The organism is Streptomyces longhuiensis (assembly GCF_020616555.1).
GTDB lineage: Bacteria > Actinomycetota > Actinomycetes > Streptomycetales > Streptomycetaceae > Streptomyces > Streptomyces longhuiensis.
In genome coordinates this window covers 7,355,298-7,375,672 of the sequence record NZ_CP085173.1, presented here as the reverse complement: position 1 = coordinate 7,375,672, position 20,375 = coordinate 7,355,298, and the positions used below count along the sequence as shown (strand labels likewise).

Here is a 20,375-nt window from a genome sequence, read left to right as displayed (position 1 = left end):
CCGGTCTCGTGATCATGATCCGACTCCGGCCCCGCCTTCACCGCATCCCGAGGAACCGCGTCCGCCGGCACCGCGTCCCGCGGCTCCCGCTCCCCCGGTCCCGAAGGCGCCCCGGACCTCGATTCCGCGTCCGACCCGGATACCGACCCCGCCTGCCCGTCCCCCACACCCATCTCGGTCCCCCAACCGTCAGGCGTCGCGCCAGGAGGACACCATCCGCAACGGCGCACGCGCTGTCAATCGTGCGCGCACACCCCGGTCGGGCCCTCCCCGCCGCGACCATCGGGAGGATCAGCACCCGCCCAACGGCATCGCAGCAGGCCGGACGGCTATGCACCCCGGCTATACATCGTGCGTATACACGCTATGTATAGTCCTCGCATGCCTACCGCGATTCAGAAGACGAGGAAATCCAGGGCCGCGTTGCGCGCCGCCGCCGCGCTCTGCACCGCAGCCGCCCTGGCCTACGGCCTGAGCGGCTGCACGTCGTACGACACGACCTCCCCGAGCGGGGCCAGGGCCGACAGGAGCCAGGCGGACGCCAAGAACGCGGGGGTCTCGCTGGGGACCGTCGACTGCCGCAAGGTGAAGTGTGTGGCGCTCACGTTCGACGCGGGACCGAGCGAGCACAGCGCGCGGCTGCTCGACATCCTGAAGGAGAAACACGTCCCCGCGACGTTCTTCCTGCTCGGCAAGAACCACATCGCGAAGTACCCGGAGCTGGTCAGACGCATGGAGCGCGAGGGTCACGAGGTCGCGAGCCACACCTGGGACCACAAGATCCTCACCGACATCGACGACGCGCAGATACGGGAGGAGTTCGTGCGGCCGGACGACGCGATAGAGAAGCTGACGGGGAAGCGGCCGACGCTGATGCGGCCGCCGCAGGGCCGCACGAACAACCACGTCAGCGAGCTCGCCGAGAAGGAGGGGCTCGCCCAGATCCTGTGGAGCGTGACGGCCAAGGACTACACGACGAACGACTCGGCGCTGATCAGGAAGCGCGTCGTCGACCAGACGAAGCGCGACGGCATCATCCTGCTGCACGACATCTACCAGGGCACCGTGCCCGCGGTGCCCGGCGTCATCGACGAACTCAAGGCGAAGGGCTACGTGTTCGTGACCGTGCCGCAGCTCTTCGCGCCGGGGAAGGCCGAGCCGGGCAAGATCTACCGGCCCTGACCCGCCTCCCCCTCATCACACAGGCCCTACAGGGTGACCCTCAACTCGCTGTAGCCGTAGCCGATGAAGGACTCCACGTGCGGGGCCGCGCCCTCACTCACGTCGAGGGCCAGGCCGGGGAAGCGCGCGAACAGAGCGGGCAGCGCGATCTCCGCCTCGAGCCGGGCGAGCGGCGCACCGACGCAGAAGTGGACGCCGTACCCGAAGGCGAGGTGCTCCTTGTCCACGCGCGTGACGTCGAAGGATCCCGCGTCGTCGCCGTGGCGGAGCGGGTCGCGCCCGGCCGAGGCGTACGTCGCGAGGATCGGGTCGCCCTGGGGGATCTTGACGCCGTCGGGCAGTTCGATGTCCTCGACGGCGTACCGAAGCGGCAGGTTGGCGATCGAGGGGGCCCAGCGCAGGGTCTCCTCGATCACGTCGCTCCAGGGGATCTCGCCCGCGAGGACGCGGGCCAGCTGATCGGGGTGGCTGAGCAGGGCCTGCACGGCGTTGCCGATGAGGTTGACGGTCGTCTCGTGGCCGGCGCCGATGACGAGCAGCAGCGTGTCGATGAGCTCCTGCTCGGTGAGGCCCGAGCCGTCCTCGTCGTCGCGGGTGGCGATCAGGACGCTGGTGAGGTCGTCGGCGGGCGTCTCGCGCTTGAGGGCGACCAGGCCCCCGAGGAGCTCCTGCACCTCCTGCCAGACGGCCATGGCCTGCTCGGGCGTGACGGTGGTGTCCATGATGCCGGCGATGAGGCGGGCGGCATCGGCCTGCCGGTCCTCGGGCAGCCCGAACAGCTCGCAGATGACCTGCATGGGCAGCGGGTGCGCGTATGCGGCGCGCAGGTCGACGCGGCCGTCGGGTGACCCGGCCATCCGGTCGAGGAGGCCGGCGGTCAGCTCCTCGATGCGGGGGCGCAGGCCGTCGGTTCGGCGCTTGGTGAACGCGGGCGAGATCAGTTTGCGCAGGCGGCGGTGGTTGCTGCCGTAGGCGGTGAACATGTTGGTCACGCCCACCCAGGAGTTGACCCAGGTCTCGCGGAACTCGCCGTTCATCCAGGCGGGCCAGTGCTGGTTGGGGTCCTTGGACACGCGGTCGTCGGCGAGGAGCTGCTTGAGGACCGTGTACTGGGTCGGGGCCCAGGCCCGTATGCCGCCCGGGAGTTCGACGAGTGCGGCGGAGCCGCGCGTGCGCAGCAGCTCGGCCTCCTCGTGGAGGCCGCGGCCCGCGGGGTCGATGACGTGGGGGTCGTGTGCCATGTGGCGCTCCAACCGGCGTGGGGGGATCATGATCAAATCGGCACAACAGATCGTAGGGTCTTAGGAGTTAGGAAGCACGGAGATCCGGCGCGCGCCGGGCAGCACCGGGAAGGGCGCCCGCGGTTCTAGGATCCGGGCGTGGCCTTCTTCCGAATCACCCGTGAATCGCCGCTTTCCGCCGCCGAGGCGTGGCGCCGCATGACGGACTGGGAGCGGCACGGGGACGTCGTCCCCCTCACCCGCGTCAGGCTCGCGACCCCGCCCCCGACCGGCGAGGGCACCGTCTTCGTGCCGCGGACCGGCGTCGGTCGTCTCACCTTCGACGACCCGATGGAGGTCGTCGACTGGGCACCCCCGTACGGCGATTCGGCCGGCCGGTGCCGCCTGGAGAAGCGCGGAACCTTCGTCACGGGCTGGGCCGAGATCGAGGTGGCGCCGTACGGCGCCGGATCCCTCGTCGCGTGGCGCGAGGAGATCCGCGTGGGCCCGCTGCCGCGCTGGTGCGACCCGCTGCTCGCGAGGGCGGGCCGCATGATGTTCGGCCACGCCGTCAAGAAGCTTCTTCAGTACGGAACTTGAGACCCTCCGACCGATCACTCACCCTCTCCCGATGACGCGCCTGGCGCCCGCGAGGACCGCCGTCGCCAGTGTCCAGCCGGAGACCACGAGGAAGACGGCGACGGCCTTGCCCACGCCCTGCGGATCCCACGACCCGCGGTAGCCGAGGCTCGCCACGGGAATGAGCAGGTCCACGCTGTACAGGACCGGGTCCCAAGCCCGCTGCCCGGAGCCGCCGACCGCGCGCGGCTCGTGGTAAGCGAACCACAGGGAACCCGCCGCGGCCAGGGAGAGCAGCCAGACGAGCGCCCTGCGCGGGGCGTAGCCGTAGCCGAACAGGAGGTCCTGGACCAGGCCCCAGGCGCGCCCCGACAGCCGGTCGAGGCGGCGCACATGACGCTCCCTGGCGTGCCGCACGATGCGTGCGGACCGCTCGTCGCCCGCGCTCTCGTACGACGTCGCCAGCTGCTCGAAGGAGCCCGCGCCCGCGTTGGGGTCGCGGGTCAGCCAGCCGATGCGAGTGCGGACGTCGACGGGTCCGGCGGTTTCGAGGCGCTTGTACGTGAAGCCCTCGAGGTTGAGCCGGCCCGGGGCGGGCCAGGTGGCGGCCGAGTCCACGAGTACGTCGACGGCCGCGTCCTGGAGGACCACCGCGCCCGCCGGTGCGTCGCGCAGATCGAGGCGGAGCCGTGGCACCCGGAGCCGGCTCAGAAGCAGCGCGCCCGCGGGCCCGTCGATGACACTGTCGTGGAACGTGACCACGCCCTCGATCGTGGCGGCGCGCAGCAGGACCTGCCCGGCGCTGCGGAAGCCCCAGTCGGCGTACAGGCCGCGGCCGCAGGCGAGTCCGGTGCCGTCCAGGCCCCCGACGTCCGCGCCGTTGAGGTTGAGGGCGTAGGTGATCTGGGCGTCCCTCAGATAGAGGGCGCCGGAGGCGGTGAGGCCGCGTGCGTGGACCGAGCCCGACACGTTGAGGCGAGGGGCGAGCAGGGACCAGGGGCCCGAGTCGGCGACGGTCAGCTGTTCGACGACGAGGTTGCCGTCTATGCGCGCGTCGGCCAGTTCGACAACGGCCGAGGTGGAGTCCTCCGGCAGCCGGCGCGGCACTCGCGGGCCGTCCCCTGCCGCGGGCGGGCCGGTCAGCGGCTGCGGTACGGGCGTTCCGCTGCCGAGCGTGGCCCCGGACAACCGCAGGTCGCCGTCGACGGTGATCCGGTTCGCGTGCAGGGCAGGCGCTCTCGACCCGGACAAGTCCAGGGCGCTGACGGTGAGTTCGGCGAAGCGCAGTGGCTCGTCGAAGACGCAGTCGACCAGTTCGAGGACGGCGTCGACGCGGCAGCGGGACAGATCCAGCCGGCCGCGTACGCGCAGCCCCTCGAATCTGAGCGGGCCGCCGGTGCTGTCCTCGTGCCCGGTGATCTCCTCGCGCAGCCGTGCCGCGTCGACCGTGTCACCCGGCGCCGGGCGCCACCTCGGGCGCCTGCTCCCCCTGAGACGTGCCATCGTCGCCTCCCCCTTCTCGTCCTCCTCGCAGGAGATATCACGCGAGGGCGAACACGCGCGCGGTCCTTGCGGTGATACTGAATTGATGGACCGCTCAACCCAGTTCGCCAAGTTCGGGGCACGCGCTGCCGCGTTGCTCGACCAGTGGCAGCAGCAGAACCACCGCCCGCTGACCGCCCCGGCCTGGCTCGACACCGGGGGCAGCGGCGCGTCCCTGGCCTCCGTGTTCGTCCGGGACAGCGATCCGGGACGCACCACACGCCGGATGATCATCAAACTCTGCTCCCCGGACGGCGACTCCTCGATGGAACCGGGGCGGCTGATCGCCGCGAGGCGGTCCCTGCCGAACGGCGAGTCCTCGTTCCCCCGCGCCCATCTCGTGGAGCAGCTCTACGATCCGATGCCGGTGGACGACGCCTGGCTGATGTTCCAGGGCTTCGCGGGCAACGACGAGACCATGGTGACGCTCAGCACGATCCTGCGGCAGCGGCGCATGCCCGGCGTCGCGGGGCAGATCACGCGGTCCCTGCTGGCTGACTGGAATCCGGACGAGAAGTGGGACGGCGAGATGACGGCCGCCGCTTTCGTCTCCGAACTCCTCGACCGGCGCCTCGAACCGGAGGAGCCACTGGCCGTATGGGTCCGCGACAAGCTGGGCCTCGACCTCGAAACCGCCTGGATCAGACCGGGCCGCACCAACGCCGGCCCCTTGCCCAACCCCGTACATCTGACGGGCAGTTGCCCGCTCGCGGAGCACACCCTCGACTATCCGATGCGCGGCCGCGCCCACGGCGATCTGCACCCGGGCAACATCATGGTGCCCAAGGAGCCCGACGCGGACATCGGCCGCTACGTCCTGATCGACCTGTCGCGCTTCGACGAGCAGGCCCTGCTCGCCCGCGACCCGATGCATCTGCTGCTCTGCCTGGTGGCCGACTTTCTGCCGCATCTGTCCGACGACGCCCGCGCAGAACTCCTCGAACTGCTCGTCGGCCGGGACACCCCCGGGCTACTGATCCCGCAGGGCCTCGCCCGGACGGTCGACGAGGTGCGCAAGGCGCCGGACGACTGGCTGCGCCAGCGCACCATCTCCGGCCAGTGGCCCGGTCAGTGGCTCCTGTCGATGCAGGCGAGCGCGCTCATGTTCACGGCCCGCGCCCGGTACGACGCGAGGGACCGGTGGTGGTTCTTCCGGCTCGCGGCGGAGGCGGCCGGCGCGTACCTGCGGTCGGTCGACGCGTACGAGCCCGGCGAGGCGGTGCTCGTGCCGGGGCCACGTGAGGCCGAACCGGCGGTGGTGGAGGCGGTGGTGGCCGCGGTGAAGCTGCCGCAGCAGGCGGCACCGCCCGACGCGAAGCGCGAAACGAAGCCCGAGTCGACGCCCGCGCCCGACCCCGTACGCATCCCCGCCCCCGCCCCCACACCCGTACAGGAGTCCGTCGCGTCCGGCCTCGCAGCCGCAGCCGCCGACGAGTCACTCCCGGACGCCGCCCCCTCGACTCCCGCGCAAGCGCTGCCGGACGCCCTCCCGGCACTCCTCATCGACCTCCGCAACACCTTCGCGGACCGACAGGGAGAAGTCAGGGAGTACCACGCGGGGTCGGTCGCCGCCAGGACTCTCGGGCTCATCAGGGAGCAGTCCGAGCGGGGACAGGCCGACCTCAAGGCGCTCCTGACCTCGCGCCACGACGCCCTCGACGAGGAGGCCCGCAACCGTCTCGACGCGGTCCTCGGCCGGCTCGCCCATGTCACCGAGGCGGCGAACGCCCCGGGCTTTTCGTACGAACAGCCGCTGTTTTTAAGGGATTTGGCCCATCGGGCTCTCGTCGTGGCCCTCGACACGCTGCTCGAATCCACGCGGCAGGCGGCGCTCGACCATGAGGCCGGTGAAGCCGATGGGGCCGGTCAGGCCACGGACCCGATCCGCCCGGAGGGCGCCCGCACTCCGTCGGGGTGAATCGGCGTGTGGGCGCCCGTCAGCGCGACACCGCTGCCGCCGCGCCGGTTGGCGACGATCTCCGAGGCGATGGACAGGGCCGTCTCCTCGGGGGTGCGGGCGCCGAGGTCGAGGCCGATCGGCGAGCGCAGGCGCGCCAGTTCGAGCTCGGTGACACCGACGTCACGCAGGCGTTCGTTGCGGTCGAGGTGGGTGCGGCGGGAGCCCATCGCGCCGACGTAGGCGACGGGCAGGCGCAGCGCCAGCTGGAGGAGCGGGACGTCGAACTTGGCGTCGTGGGTGAGGACGCACAGGACGGTGCGTCCGTCGGTCCGCGTGCGCTCCAGGTATTTGTGGGGCCATTCCACGACGATGTCGTCGGCGTCGGGGAAGCGGGCCGGCGTCGCGAAGACGGGGCGCGCGTCGCACACCGTCACGTGGTAGCCGAGGAACTTGCCGATCCTGACGAGCGCCGCTGCGAAGTCGATGGCCCCGAAGACGATCATGCGGGGCGGGGGGACCGACGACTCGACCAGGAGGGTGAGGGGCTGTCCGCAGCGCGAGCCGCTCTCGCCGATCTCCACCGTGCCGGTGCGTCCGGCGTCGAGGAGCGCGCGGGCCTCGCCGGCCGCGGTGCGGTCCAGTTCGGGGTGGCCGCCGAGGCTGCCCTCGTAGTCACCTGCGAAGCCGCCGTCGGAGTCGCTGTCGTCGCGTACGAGGATGGCGCGGCCCATGAGTTCGGCCGGTCCCTGGGTGATGCGCGCGACCGCCGCCGCCCTTCCTCGGGCGGCGGCGGACAGCGCCGCCGCGAGCACCTCCCGTCCCGGGGTGTCCGCGCGAACCGGGGTGACCAGGATGTCGATGATTCCGCCGCAGGTGAGCCCCACGGCGAAGGCGTCGTCGTCGCTGTAGCCGAAGCGTTCGAGGACGGTCTCGCCGTCCTGGAGCGCCTGCTGGCACAGTTCGTAGACGGCGCCCTCCACGCAGCCGCCGGAGACCGAGCCGATCGCTGTGCCGTCGCTGTCGACGGCGAGTGCGGCTCCCGGCTGCCGGGGCGCGCTCCCGCCGACGGCCACCACGGTGGCCACGGCGAAGTCGCGTCCCTGCTCGACCCACCGGTGCAGCTCTTCGGCGATGTCCAGCATCTCTAGGTCTCCTTCTCGGTTGCGTGGAGGGCGCGGGGCCCTCTCGGGCCGGGCGTCAGTGGACGCCCAGCCATCCTTCGATCGGGTTGAGGGCGAAGTACACGAGGAAGATCGCCGTGAGGCCCCACATGAAGGCCCCGATCTCCCGTGCCTTGCCCTGGGCGATCTTGATGGCGACCCAGGAGATGACGCCCGCGGCCACACCGGTGGTGATGGTGTACGTGAAGGGCATCAGGACCACGGTCAGGAAGACCGGGATCGCGGTGGCCCGGTCCGCCCAGTCGACGTGCCGGGCGTTCATCATCATCATCGCGCCGATGACGACGAGCGCGGCGGACGCGACCTCCTGGGGCACGATCGCGGTGAGCGGGGTGAAGAACAGACAGGCCGCGAAGAACAGGCCGGTGACGGCGGACGCGAGTCCTGTGCGGGCTCCCTCGCCGACGCCGGTCGCGGACTCGACGAACACCGTCTGGCCCGAGCCGCCGGCGACGCCGCCGATGGCACCGCCCGCACCGTCGATGAACAGGGCCTTGGACAGGCCCGGCATGCGGCCCTTGTCGTCGGCCAGCTTGGCCTCGGTGCCGACGCCGATGATGGTGGCCATCGCGTCGAAGAAGCCGGCGAGCACCAGGGTGAAGACGATCATGCCGACGGTCATCGCGCCGACCTTGCCCCAGCCACCGAACTCGACGTGGCCGAAAAGCGAGAAGTCGGGCGTGGAGACCGCGCTGCCGTGCAGCTCGGGGGCTCCGTTGGCCCACTGCTTGGGGTTGATCACGTCGAGCGCGTTGAGGATCATCGCGACGACGGTGCCGGTGATGATGCCGATGAGGATGGCGCCGGGGGTGTTGCGGGCCTGGAGCATGAAGATCAGGAGCAGGGTGCCCGCGAAGAGCAGGACGGGCCAGCCGGCGAGTTCCCCGGCGGGGCCGAGCGTGAGCGGGGTGGCCTTGCCGACCTGCACGAAGCCGGACTTGTAGAGGCCGATCAGGGCGATGAAGAGGCCGATGCCCATCGTGATGCCGTGCTTGAGCGCGAGCGGAATCGCGTTCATGATCATCTCGCGGAGGCCGGTGACCACCAGGAGCATGATCACCACGCCGTACATCACGCACATGCCCATGGCCTGCGGCCACGTCATCTGGGGAGCGACCTGCGAGGAGATCACACCTGAGACGGAGAGGCCGGCGGCGAGCGCGAGCGGCACCTTGCCGACGAAGCCCATGAGGAGCGTGGTGAACGCCGCGGCGAAGGCGGTGGCGGTGATGAGGGCCTTCTGGCCCATCATGTCGCCCGCCACGTCCTTGCCGGACAGGATCAGGGGGTTGAGCAGCAGGATGTACGCCATGGCCATGAAGGTCGTGACGCCACCACGCACCTCACGCGCGACGGTGGATCCTCGTTCGGATATGTGGAAGTACCGGTCGAGCCAAGACCTGCCGGCCGACGGACGCGAGCCTGCGCCCGCGTCTTCGGCGGTGGTCTTCGGCTCCAGAGACTGCTGGGTCATGGTGCCTACTCCCAAGGTTCACAGGGACACCCGCACGAACGTGGTTGGAGATCGCGGGATTTGGGATGGTGCGTGGGCTGCACGACCCGGGGGACGGCCCGAGACGAACGGGGTGATGCGTAGCTGTGTTACGCAAGAAACCGTGCTGCTGGTGGTGAGTCGATGCCTGTGGTGCTGGTACTGCCGGTGGTACCTGAACTGCCGGTGGTGCTGAAAGGACCGCGAGCGGTGCGGTACTTGAAGGCTCCGGACGGTGCGGGCTGGGAAGTGTGACGTTCCTGGGAGGCACGCACCGTCCGGAGAGCTGTTACGCCGGGCCCGTTCCCGTGAGGTGCTCGGGGCGTACCGGGGTCCGGTCGAGCTCCAGGCCCGTCGCGTTGCGGATCGCCGCGAGGACGGCCGGCGTGGACGACAGGGTCGGGGCCTCGCCGATGCCGCGCAGCCCGTACGGGGCGTGGTCGTCGGCGAGTTCGAGCACGTCGACGGGGATGGTCGGCGTGTCGAGGATGGTGGGGATCAGATAGTCCGTGAAGGAGGGGTTGCGCACCTTCGCGGTCTTCGGGTCGACGATGATCTCCTCCATGACCGCGACGCCGAGGCCCTGGGTGGTGCCACCCTGGATCTGGCCGATCACGGACAGCGGGTTGAGCGCCTTGCCGACGTCCTGCGCGCAGGCCAGTTCGATGACCTTGACGAGACCGAGCTCGGTGTCGACCTCGACGACGGCGCGGTGCGCGGCGAAGCTGTACTGGACGTGGCCGTTGCCCTGCCCGGTGACGAGGTCGAACGCCACGGTCGGGCGGTGGCGCCACTCCTCCTCCAGCTCGACGACGTCGTTCTCCAGCACGTCGACGATGTCGGCGAGGACCTCGCCGCCGTCGGTGACGACCTTGCCGCCCTCCAGGAGGAGCTCGGCCGTGGCCCACGCCGGGTGGTAGGTGCCCTTCTTGCGGCGCCCGATCTCCAGGACCTTCTCGCGCACCAGCTCACAGGCGTTCTTGACGGCGCCGCCGGTGACGTACGTCTGACGGGACGCGGACGTCGAACCCGCGGAGCCGACCTGGGTGTCGGCCGGGTGGATGGTCACCTGCGCGACGCCCAGCTCGGTGCGGGCGATCTGCGCGTGGACGGTGACGCCGCCCTGGCCGACCTCGGCCATGGCCGTGTGGACCGTGGCGACGGGCTCGCCGTTGATGACCTCCATGCGCACCTTGGCGGTGGAGTAGTCGTCGAAGCCCTCGGAGAAGCCGACGTTCTTGATGCCGACCGCGTAGCCCACACCGCGTACGACGCCTTCGCCGTGCGTGGTGTTGGACAGACCGCCGGGCAGCTGGCGCACGTCGGAGCCCTCGGAGGACTCCCACTGGCGCTCGGGCGGCATCGGCATCGCCTTGATGCGGCGCAGGAGTTCGGCGACGGGGGCCGGCGAGTCGACCGGCTGGCCGGTCGGCAGCAGGGTGCCCTGCTCCATCGCGTTGAGCTGGCGGAACGCGACCCGGTCCATGCCCACCTTGTCGGCGAGCTTGTCCATCTGGGCCTCGTAGGCGAAGCACGCCTGGACCGCGCCGAAGCCGCGCATGGCGCCGCAGGGCGGGTTGTTGCTGTAGAGCGCGATCGCCTCGATGTCGACGTCCTCGATGACGTACGGGCCGACCGAGAGGGACGAGGCGTTGCCGACGACCGCCGGGGAGGCGGACGCGTAGGCGCCGCCGTCCAGGACGATCTTGCACTTCATGTGCGTGAGCTTGCCGTCCTTCGTCGCCCCGTGCTCGTAGTAGAGCTTCGCGGGGTGCCGGTGGACGTGGCCGAAGAACGACTCGAACCGGTTGTAGACGATCTTGACGGGCTTGCCCGTGCGCAGCGCGAGGAGGCAGGCGTGGATCTGCATCGACAGGTCCTCGCGGCCGCCGAAGGCACCACCGACGCCGGAGAGCGTCATGCGGACCTTGTCCTCGGGCAGGCCGAGTACGGGGGCGATCTGCTTGAGGTCCGAGTGCAGCCACTGGGTGGCGACGTACAGCTCGACGCCGCCGTCCTCGGAGGGCACGGCGAGGCCGGACTCCGGGCCGAGGAAGGCCTGGTCCTGCATGCCGAAGGTGTACTCGCCCTTGACGACGAAGTCGGCCTTCTTGGCGGCCTCGTCGGCGTTGCCGCGGATGATCGGCTGGCGGTGCACGATGTTCGGGTGCGGGACGTGGCCGATGTGGTGGTCGTCGCGGTTCTCGTGGATGAGGATCGCGTCGGGCGCGGTCGCGGACGCCTCGTCCGTGATGACCGGCAGTTCGCGGTACTCCACCTTGATCTTGGCGGCGGCGCGGCGCGCGGTCTCCGGGTGGTCGGCGGCCACGATGGCGACGGGCTCGCCGTGGTGGCGGACCTTGCCGTGCGCGAGGACCGGGGTGTCCTGGATCTCCAGGCCGTAGTTCTTCACGGCCGTGGGCAGGTCGTCGTAGGTCAGGACGGCGTAGACGCCGGACTGGGCCAGGGCCTCGGAGGTGTCGATGGAGACGATCTCCGCGTGGGCGACCGTGGAGCGCAGGATCTGGCCCCACAGCATGTCCTCGTGCCACATGTCGGACGAGTACGCGAACTCGCCGGTGACCTTGAGGGTGCCGTCCGGGCGGAGCGTGGACTCGCCGATGCCGCCCTTGGTCTTGGAACCCTGCGTGATGTTCGTGGGTGTACCGGTGGTTCCCATGGTCAGACCGCCTCAGACTGACGGGCGGCCGCGAGGCGGACCGCGTCCATGATCTTCTCGTAGCCGGTGCAGCGGCAGAGGTTGCCGGAGAGCGCCTCGCGGATGTCCGCGTCGGTCGGGCTCGGGTTGTGCTCCAGCATCTCGTCGGCCGCGACGAGCAGACCGGGGGTGCAGAAGCCGCACTGGACGGCTCCGGCGTCGATGAACGCCTGCTGGATCGGCGAGAGCTCGTCGCCCTCGCCCGTCTGCGAGTCGCTCGGCTTGGACTGCCACTGCTGGGCGTCCTGGAGGGAGGTGCCCGCCTTGCCCGCGTCGTCGCCGCAGGCGCCGCTCGCGCAGCCCCCGTGCTGGGCGCGCTGCTTGGCGAAGTCGGCGAGGCCCTCGACGGTGACGACGTCGCGGCCCTCGACCTGGCCGGCCGCGACCAGGCACGAACAGACCGGCACGCCGTCGAGGCGGACGGTGCAGGAACCGCACTCGCCCTGCTCGCAGGCATTCTTGGAGCCTGGCAGCCCCATGCGCTCACGCAGGACGTACAGGAGGCTCTCGCCCTCCCACACGTCGTCGGCTTCCTGCTGACGGCCGTTGACCGTGAAATTGACGCGCATTACGCGACTCCCTCCGTGCTGGCGGCGGTGCCGCGGTACGACTCCCAGGTCCACGTCAGGGTGCGACGGGCCATGATGCCGACGGCGTGCCGGCGGTAGCTCGCGGTGCCCCGGACGTCGTCGATCGGGTTGCAGGCGGCCGAGCAGAGATCCGCGAACTGCTTGGCGACCGAAGGAGTGATGATCTTGCCGTTGTCCCAGAAGCCGCCCTCTTCGAGCGCCGCGTTGAGGAACTCCTCGGCGGCCTTGGCACGGACCGGGGTCGGCGCGGCCGAGCCGATGCCGGTGCGGACCGTACGGGTCTCGGGGTGCAGCGCCAGGCCGAAGGCGCACACGGCGATGACCATCGCGTTGCGGGTGCCGACCTTGGAGTACTGCTGCGGGCCGTCGGCCTTCTTGATGTGGACGGCCCTGATCAGCTCGTCGGGGGCGAGCGCGTTGCGCTTCACGCCGGTGTAGAACGCGTCGATCGGGATACGGCGCGAACCGCGTACGGACTCCACCTCGACCTCGCAGTCGGCGGCGAGGAGCGCGGGGTGGGCGTCACCGGCGGGCGACGCGGTGCCGAGGTTGCCCCCGACTCCGCCGCGGTTGCGGATCTGCGGCGAGGCCACCGTGTGCGAGGCCAGGGCCAGGCCCGGCAGCTCGGCGCGCAGATTCTGCATGATCTTGGTGTAGGGGACGGAGGCGCCGAGACGGACGGTGTCCTGCCCGACCTCCCATTCGCCGAGCTCCCCGATGCGGTTCAGGTCAAGGAGGTACTCGGGGCGCCGGTGGTCGAAGTTGATCTCGACCATCACATCGGTGCCACCCGCGAGCGGCACAGCGGTGGGGTGCTCGGCCTTGGCGGCGAGCGCCTCCTCCCAGCTGGCGGGGCGAAGGAAGTCCATGAGCGGCTCTCTTCTTCGTGATCTCGTGGTCGGTCGTTCGAACGGATCGAGCCACGGGATGTGCGGACCTCGAAGGCTCGTTCATGTGCTGTTTACGTGGAGTGGGCTCAGTACACAGCGCGGCACTCCGCCGTGGTCAGTCACGGAAACCATGAAGGAGTTGGCTGGCCAACCTGGACGTCTTGTAGATTCATATAAACGGCGGTCACCGGAAACCTCACCGCTTTCCCCTGGAAACGCAGAACCACGCGCAACACGGACGCGGCACCCGGGGAGCGGCCCCGGCCGCCTCACCTTCAGACAAGCACAATCTTCGAGACAGATCGGCGGCAACGAGATGCGGCTGCGCGCCCTACTTGATACAGACGCGCTGGGCCTCAGGCTGCTCGGCGGCGAGGACGAACTGGACCGCACCGTGCGCGGTGTGATGACCACGGACCTGCGGGACCCCAGCCGCTACCTCTCCGGCGGCGAGCTGGTCCTCACCGGACTCGCGTGGCGCCGCGACGCGGCGGACTCCGAACCGTTCGTCCGCATCCTCGCGACGGCCGGCGTGGCCGGGCTCGCGGCCGGTGAGGCCGAGCTCGGGGCGATCCCCGACGACATCGTCGAGGCCTGCGCGCGCCACCGGCTCCCGCTGTTCGCGGTGAACGAGTCCGTCGCCTTCGCGACGGTCACCGAGCACGTCGTGCGCCAGGTCTCGGGCGAGCGGGCCGGCGACCTGGCCGCCGTCGTCGACCGGCACCGGCGCCTCATGACGTCCGGCCCGGCGGGCGGCGGCCCCGACGTGGTCCTCGACCTCCTGGGCACCGACCTCGACCTGCGCGCCTGGGTGCTCTCCCCCGCGGGCCGGGCCATCGCCGGGTCGAGCGCGGCGGGCCCCGAGCTGCCCGCCGCCCTGTGCGCCCGCCTCGCGGCCGAGCACCTGGCGGCCACCCGCACCGGGCGGCGCGGGCCGCACCGGGTGACGGTCGAGGGGGGCGGCGCGAAGCGTCTCGACGAGGGGCGGCGGCCGGGCGACGGGTCGGGAGGCACGACGTACTCGCTCTTCCCGATCCGCAGCGCGGGCCGCGGCGCGACGCCCGCCTCCCGCGACGTGCGTGAGACGGTCCTGTCCGACTGGCTGCTGGCCGTCGAGGCGGACGCGAGCGACTGGCCCGAGGAGCGGCTCGACCTGCTCCAGGGAGTGACCCAGCTGATCGCCGTCGAGCGCGACCGCCGCGACGCGGCCCGCACCGTGCGGCGCCGGCTCGCGCAGGAGGTCCTCGAACTGGTCCAGACGGGGGCCGCCCCCGCCGAGATCGCCGCGCGCCTGCGCGTCGCCGCACCCGTGCTGCTCCCCGGCCTCGGCGCCGCCCCGCACTGGCAGGTCATCGTGGCGAAGGTCGAGTGGGACGGCGGCGACATCGAGGGCGGCCCGGTCGCCCAGTCGCTCCTGGAGGAGATCCTCGTCGACCCCCTGTCGGCCGGGCCCGAGCCCTCCGACCGCATCGCCGTCGCCCACAACGGCGACGAGGCCATCGCCCTCGTGCCGCTGCCCGCCGTGCCGGACGAGCACGACGGGGCGGAGACGGGGCTGCACGCCGACGCGCTCCTGGACTCCGTACGCGACCCGCTGACGGCGGGCCTCGCGGACGACGGCCGGCTCACGCTGGGCGTCAGCGCCGCCGTGCACTCGGCGGAGGGGCTGCGCGGGGCCCTGGAGGAGGCCCGGCACGCCCGGCGCGTCGCCGCGGCCCGCACGGGGCGCGTGTGCGCCGCGGGCCACCAGGAACTCGCCTCGCACGTCCTGCTGCTGCCGTTCGTCCCGGACGACGTGCGCCGCGCCTTCACGGCCCGCCTCCTCGACCCGCTGCGCGACTACGACCGCAAGCACCGCGCCGAGCTCATTCCGACCCTGGAGGCGTTCCTCGACTGCGACGGTTCGTGGACGCGCTGCGCGAGCCGTCTGCACCTCCACGTCAACACGCTGCGCTACCGCGTCGGGCGGATCGAACAGCTCACCAACCGCGATCTCTCGCGGCTCGAGGACAAGCTGGACTTCTTCCTGGCCCTGCGTATGAGCTGAACTCGGGCCCCTCGATGGGGGTTTCGAACCCCGTCCGCCACCCCATGCGTTTGTGAAATCTTTCACCTACCCCCTTGGCCGAGTGCGCACATCCATGCTGAGATGCGCGCACGACAGCTCGGCTCAATGGTGTGCTCGGGGAGGGCAACGTGGCGCATACCGCCATGTCTGGTTCCGGAACGACTGCAGGGGACGATCCACTCCAGACCGCGGTATGGCGGCTGCGCTCGCGCGCCTGCTGGACCGACGCGGCCGCGCTGCTCGAGCGGCTCGCCGCGACGGACGCGCGGGCCGCGCTCCAGCGGGCGGCGCTGCTCGGGGAGCGCTGCCTCTACACCGAGCAGGGCTGGGCCGCCGCGGAGGACGCGCTGCGCGCCGCCGAGGCCCTGGCCCACGACGACGGCGAACGCGGCGCCGCGGCCTGCGAGCGCGGTCAACTCGCCTACTCGGCAACACTGTTGGGGGTACGCGACCGGGCCGACGAGGCGCGCTCCGCGCTCGGCAGGGCCGCCGCGCTGCTTCCCCCCGGCGCCCCTGGACGCGCCCTGCTCGACTTCCGGCGCGGCCTGATGGCGGAGAACCTGTCCGACTCACCGCAGGCGGCCAGGGCCGCGTACCGCAGGGCCCACGCGGGCGCGACGGCGCACCCCGATCCGCTGCTGCTCTCCTTCACCTGGCGCCACCTGGCCGGACTCGCCCTGCGCGACGGGGAGTTGGCGGAGGCGCGGCACGGCTTCGCCGAGTCGCTGCGCATCCGTGAGGAGCTCGGCTACCTGGTCGGCACGGCCCCCGCGCTCGCGTCCCTGGCGGAGGCGGAGCCCGATCCGCAGGAGGCGGCGCGGCTGCGCACGGAGGCGTCCCGCCTGTTCCGCCTCCTGGGCGGCGTCCCGACGTGGCTGGCGGAGCACTTGCCGACGGCGGCGTGACGGTCCCCGAGGGGTGACTGTCCGGCGGCCTGACGGTCCAGGGGGCGCGACGACCCGGGGCCGGACGGTCCGGGGGCCGACGGCCCGAGGGCGCGACGACCCAACAGCGTGACAGTCCGGGACGCCCAACACAGTCCAGGGACCTAACCAACCAGGGGCCCGAACGACCCGGGAGCCAGACGGCCCGAGGGCGCGACGACCCAACAGCGTGACAGTCCGGGACGCCCGACAGAGTGCGGGGCCGAACGATCCGGGGCCGGCGGTCCGGGCGGCGTGACGATCCGGGCGCCTGATGGAGGCCCTAGTCCGCCGCCCCGGCGAAGTGCTCCCGCACCAGCGCCTGCACCACCGTGAGGTCCTGGGCCTCCAGTGCCGCGAGGAGCGCCATGTGTTCCGCGGCGTCGGCCACCAGGTCGGCGCGGCGGGACAGCGGTCCGCCTCCGGGCAGGGGCCACTGCGAGCGGCGGTGCAGGTCGTCGGCGACCCGGACGAGCTGTTCGTTGCCGCCGAGGGCGAGCATCGCGCGGTGGAAGGCGCGGTCCGTCTCCGCGTAGTGCGCGCGGTCGCCGCCGGCGGCCGCGACGGCCGTCGCGTCGGCCAGGGGCCGCAGCTCGGCCCAGCGCGCCACCGGCACCGTACGGGCGAGCCGCAGCACCACCGGCACCTCGATCAGCGCCCGCACCTCGGCCAGCTCGGCGAGCTCGCGTGCGCTGCGCTCGGTGACGCGGAAGCCGCGGTTGGGCACGACCTCGACGGCACCTTCGCGGGCCAGCTGCTGCATCGCCTCGCGGACGGGAGTGGCCGAGACGCCGAGACCGTCCCCGAGGGCGGGCGCGGAGTAGACCTCGCCGGGCACGAGCTCGCCGTCGACGAGCGCGGTGCGCAGCGCGTCGAGCACCTGCCCGCGCACGGAGGTCCGCTCGACGCGGGGGCGCGGCGGCAGCGGCGTCTCGCTGTGGGTGTGCTCGCCCCGGGTCTGCTCGGGCACCTGGTGCCACCCGGCGGCGCCCCGCTGCTCGGGAACGCCCGCGGGCAGCCCTGAGGCGGCGCTGTCGGCGCGCGTTCTGGCCTGCTCCACCCAGGTCCTCCCCGGTCGTCGGTATTCCGTGGAATTCGTCCAACGCAGAACCATAGGCCGCCGGGCCCCCAGTTCAAACCCCCGATCGTTCGGGTAAGGTAAGGCTTACCTGCAAACGATCGCGATTCGGTGGTCCCCTGCATGCCTTTTCCCGCATCGGCCCCCGTGGCCACCAGCGCGCTCACCCCCGCGTACACCCGGCTGACCGAGGTGTTCACGGGCCTGCGGATCACAGAGCTCGCCGAGACCGAGCAGCCCCCTCAGGGCAGCGGCTGGGTCGCCGCCGCCCAGCTCGCGGAGGGCGGACCCGCCCTCGACGCGTTCCTCGCGTGGGACAACGCGCAGGTGCTCAAGGACTACGGGCAGCAGGCCCGCCCGGACGTCGTCGCCAGCTTCGGCCTGCACCGCTATGCCTGGCCCGCCTGCCTGCTGGTCACGGTGCCGTGGTTCCTGGACCGCCGCGTCCCGCGCTTCCCCGTGACGAACGTCGCCTTCCAGCGCACGCTGGGGCGGATGGCCGTACGCGTCACCGACTTCGCCTGTCTGCCGGGAGACCCGGCCGCCGCGTTGCCCGGCGCCCATGTCGTGCCGGACGAGGAGGCGCTGCGGGCCGAGGTGCGCGCGGCCGTCGCCGACCACCTGGGCCCGGTGCTCACCGGATTCGGACCGCGGATGCGGCGCGGCCCGCGCGCCCTGTGGGGCATGGCGACGGACGAGATCGTCGAGAGCCTCTGGTACATCGCCCATCTGCTCGGCGAGGAGCGCCGGGCGATGCGGGAGCTCGACCTGCTGCTGCCCGGCACGGCGAAGCCGTACGTCGGCAAGCCCGCGTTCCGTGAACTCACCGGCCCCGAGGGGCAGTCGCTGCCGACCCGCGACCGGGCGAGCTGCTGCCTCTTCTACACGCTGCGCCCCGAGGACACCTGTGTGACGTGCCCCCGCACCTGCGACGCGGACCGTGTGGCGAGGCTGAGCGCAACCGCCTGAACGCGACGACGGCAACCCTCTCGTCATGAACCACCCTTTCGGGTGACGTGATTCGAACTCAACTTCCCTCATTCTCAAGGGAGTTCGAGCGCATGACCGCTTCGTACGCCCCCTCGCACTCCAATGGCGTTCTCTTGTCCCGAAACTCCTTGCGCACGGGTGGCCTTGAGTCAATATGGCGGCCGAAAAGCCCTACCGCGACGCAAGGGACCCCAGATGAGACTGACCGACATATCGCTGGACTGGCTGCTTCCCGGCGCCGTGCTGCTCCTGGGCCTGCTGGCGGCGGTGGCGGTCCTCGCGCGCAGCAAGCGCGCCGGGGAGAGGGCGGCCGCATCGTCCGACGACTCGTGGGAACGCAGCGAGGAGCGCCGCAGGCGCAAGGAGGCCGTCTACGGCACCGCGTCCTACCTGCTGCTGTTCTGCTGCGCCGCCGTGGCCGCCGCGCTCTCCTTCCACGGGCTTGTCGGCTTCGGCCAGCAGAACCTGAACCTGTCCGGGGGCTGGGAGTACCTCGTCCCGTTCGGCCTCGACGGCGCGGCCATGTTCTGCTCCGTGCTGGCGGTGCGCGAAGCGAGCCACGGCGACGCGGCGCTCGGCTCCCGGATACTCGTGTGGACCTTCGCGGGCGCCGCCGCCTGGTTCAACTGGGTGCACGCGCCGCGCGGCATCAGCCACGCGGGCGCCCCGCACTTCTTCGCCGGCATGTCCCTGTCGGCCGCGGTCCTCTTCGACCGCGCGCTGAAGCAGACGCGCCGCGCGGCCCTGCGTGAACAGGGCCTGGTGCCAAGGCCGTTGCCGCAGATCCGGATCGTGCGGTGGCTGCGCGCGCCCCGCGAGACGTACGGCGCTTGGTCGCTGATGCTGCTCGAGGGTGTGCGCACCCTGGACGAGGCGGTGGACGAGGTGCGGGAGGACAAGCGCGAGAAGGAGCAGACCCGGCTGCGCAGGCGCGAGCACGAGAAGCTGGAGCGGGCCCAGCTCAAGGCGATCAGCCGGGGCCACCCCACGCTCGGCGGGCGCGGAGGGCGCCAGGTGGACATGCAGACCGCCGTCTCCGCGGGGGCAGGCACGGGGCAGGCGGGCGCGGACCCTGCCATATCGGAGGACCCGCCGCCCTCATCCCCGGAACAGCTCCCGCTGCGCCCGCGTCCCTCTCTCCAGGCCGTCAGAGGCGGCCCTGAAGCCGGCAAGCCCGTCACGGTCGACCTCACGGCGGAGGACGACACCCAGGCCCTGCCGCGGCTCGACTCACTGGAGCGGAAGCTCAAGGACCTCGAGCAGCAATTCGGCTAGGGGGCGTCCGAAGGGAGTTCGGCCGGGCGGGCGTGCCGTTCCTGGCGGCGGTCCCGCGGTGTCACGCGGGGCCGCCGTCCAGTTCGAACCAGACCACCTTGCCCACGCCCAGCGCCCGTACGCCCCAGGCGTCCGCGAGGGCCTGCACCAGGACGAGGCCCCGGCCGTTCGTACCGTCGTCGGCGACCGGTACGCGCAGCTTCGGCCTGCGCCCCACGAAGTCCCTGACCTCCACCCGCAGCCGCTTCGGCCCGACGGTGGCCGTGAGGACGGCGTCGTGGTCGGTGTGCACCAGGGCGTTCGTCACCAGTTCGCTGGTGAGCAGCTCCGCGGTCTCCGACCTCTCCGGTGGGCCCCACTCGTCCAGGAGTTCGCGCAGTGCGCGCCTCGCCTCGGGCACCGCCCGCAGATCGGACCGCCCCAGCGTGCGCCTCAGCAGCCCGCCTCCGCCGTCGTCCGTCGTGCCGTCGTCCGTCGTGCCGTCGTCCGTCGTGCCGTCGTCCGTCGTGCCGTCGTCCGTCGTGCTGTCGTCCGTCATGTTGTCGTCGGTTGTGCCGTCGTTCGCCGCCCCGTTGCTCCCTGGCGCTTCCTCCGTCGGGGAGCGTCCGGCCACCGTGGTGGGAACGCGCCCTCGTACCAGCCGTTTCATGACCCCCGCCCGCACGCCGATGACCTTGCCCCTTCTCCTGCGACCACGCTCGAACGCGTACACGGGAATGCATGCCCCGCCCGCATGTCCGCACTCC

Annotated in this window: 16 protein-coding genes; 7 read left to right on the top strand and 9 right to left on the bottom strand. The window is 71.7% G+C overall.

Annotated elements, in window-relative coordinates; all coding sequences use genetic code 11:
• Positions 1–381 precede the first annotated feature (381 nt).
• A complete protein-coding gene (locus LGI35_RS33715; protein ID WP_227298061.1) occupies positions 382–1,182 on the top strand; it encodes a polysaccharide deacetylase family protein in 801 nt (266 codons plus the stop codon).
• 26 nt (positions 1,183–1,208) lie between these two features.
• Here LGI35_RS33715 and LGI35_RS33710 read toward each other — a convergent pair whose 3' ends face one another.
• The gene (locus LGI35_RS33710; RefSeq protein WP_227298060.1) at positions 1,209–2,423 is read right to left on the bottom strand and encodes a cytochrome P450 family protein; all 1,215 of its coding nucleotides are present in this window, start codon (positions 2,421–2,423) and stop codon (positions 1,209–1,211) included.
• A gap of 138 nt (positions 2,424–2,561) precedes the next feature.
• Between LGI35_RS33710 and LGI35_RS33705 the strand changes: the two genes are divergently transcribed.
• Positions 2,562–3,002: an SRPBCC family protein gene (locus LGI35_RS33705; protein ID WP_227298059.1), complete on the top strand. Its 441-nt coding sequence runs from the start codon at positions 2,562–2,564 to the stop codon at positions 3,000–3,002.
• An 18-nt stretch (positions 3,003–3,020) separates the two neighbouring features.
• On the opposite strand, the gene LGI35_RS33700 is transcribed toward LGI35_RS33705, so the two are convergent.
• Positions 3,021–4,484 carry a hypothetical protein gene (locus LGI35_RS33700; protein WP_227298058.1) on the bottom strand — a complete coding sequence of 488 codons (1,464 nt, stop codon included), beginning with the start codon at positions 4,482–4,484 and terminating at the stop codon, positions 3,021–3,023.
• An 85-nt stretch (positions 4,485–4,569) separates the two neighbouring features.
• Between LGI35_RS33700 and LGI35_RS33695 the strand changes: the two genes are divergently transcribed.
• A complete protein-coding gene (locus LGI35_RS33695) occupies positions 4,570–6,441 on the top strand; it encodes a hypothetical protein (RefSeq protein ID WP_227298057.1) in 1,872 nt (623 codons plus the stop codon).
• On the opposite strand, the gene LGI35_RS33690 is transcribed toward LGI35_RS33695, so the two are convergent.
• The 5 genes from LGI35_RS33690 to LGI35_RS33670 form a co-directional block, all read right to left on the bottom strand.
• Positions 6,390–7,565, bottom strand: a complete 1,176-nt coding sequence (locus LGI35_RS33690) for an XdhC family protein (protein ID WP_227298056.1) — start codon at positions 7,563–7,565, stop codon at positions 6,390–6,392. The two genes, LGI35_RS33695 and LGI35_RS33690, sit on opposite strands and share 52 nt — an antisense overlap.
• 55 nt (positions 7,566–7,620) lie before the next feature.
• Positions 7,621–9,078, bottom strand: a complete 1,458-nt coding sequence (locus LGI35_RS33685; RefSeq protein ID WP_227298055.1) for an NCS2 family permease — start codon at positions 9,076–9,078, stop codon at positions 7,621–7,623.
• 307 nt (positions 9,079–9,385) lie between these two features.
• Positions 9,386–11,776, bottom strand: coding sequence for a xanthine dehydrogenase family protein molybdopterin-binding subunit (locus LGI35_RS33680; RefSeq protein ID WP_227298054.1), 2,391 nt, complete (start codon positions 11,774–11,776; stop codon positions 9,386–9,388).
• Positions 11,777–11,778: 2 nt separating this feature from the next.
• Complete coding sequence (locus LGI35_RS33675) at positions 11,779–12,384, bottom strand: (2Fe-2S)-binding protein (protein WP_116508360.1); 606 nt, start codon at positions 12,382–12,384, stop codon at positions 11,779–11,781.
• Complete coding sequence (locus tag LGI35_RS33670) at positions 12,384–13,274, bottom strand: FAD binding domain-containing protein (RefSeq protein ID WP_116508363.1); 891 nt, start codon at positions 13,272–13,274, stop codon at positions 12,384–12,386. The genes LGI35_RS33675 and LGI35_RS33670 overlap by 1 nt, the downstream gene beginning before the upstream one ends.
• Positions 13,275–13,611: 337 nt before the next feature.
• Here LGI35_RS33670 and LGI35_RS33665 point away from each other — a divergent pair, with 337 nt between their 5' ends.
• Positions 13,612–15,342 (top strand): PucR family transcriptional regulator, encoded by a 1,731-nt coding sequence (locus LGI35_RS33665; RefSeq protein ID WP_227298053.1) that lies wholly within the window; start codon positions 13,612–13,614, stop codon positions 15,340–15,342.
• A gap of 164 nt (positions 15,343–15,506) precedes the next feature.
• Positions 15,507–16,268, top strand: a complete 762-nt coding sequence (locus tag LGI35_RS33660; RefSeq protein ID WP_227298052.1) for a hypothetical protein — start codon at positions 15,507–15,509, stop codon at positions 16,266–16,268.
• A 301-nt stretch (positions 16,269–16,569) separates the two neighbouring features.
• On the opposite strand, the gene LGI35_RS33655 is transcribed toward LGI35_RS33660, so the two are convergent.
• Complete coding sequence (locus tag LGI35_RS33655) at positions 16,570–17,346, bottom strand: GntR family transcriptional regulator (RefSeq protein WP_376567599.1); 777 nt, start codon at positions 17,344–17,346, stop codon at positions 16,570–16,572.
• Positions 17,347–17,487: 141 nt separating this feature from the next.
• Between LGI35_RS33655 and LGI35_RS33650 the strand changes: the two genes are divergently transcribed.
• Both LGI35_RS33650 and LGI35_RS33645 read left to right on the top strand, forming a co-directional pair.
• A complete protein-coding gene (locus LGI35_RS33650) occupies positions 17,488–18,333 on the top strand; it encodes a (2Fe-2S)-binding protein (protein WP_227298051.1) in 846 nt (281 codons plus the stop codon).
• Between the two features lie 216 nt (positions 18,334–18,549).
• Positions 18,550–19,629, top strand: a complete 1,080-nt coding sequence (locus LGI35_RS33645) for a DUF2637 domain-containing protein (protein ID WP_227298050.1) — start codon at positions 18,550–18,552, stop codon at positions 19,627–19,629.
• Between the two features lie 61 nt (positions 19,630–19,690).
• Here the strand turns inward: LGI35_RS33645 and LGI35_RS33640 are convergent, their stop codons facing one another.
• Entirely contained in the window at positions 19,691–20,167 is a 477-nt protein-coding gene (locus tag LGI35_RS33640) for an ATP-binding protein (protein WP_227298049.1), read from the bottom strand.
• Positions 20,168–20,375: the final 208 nt, after the last annotated feature.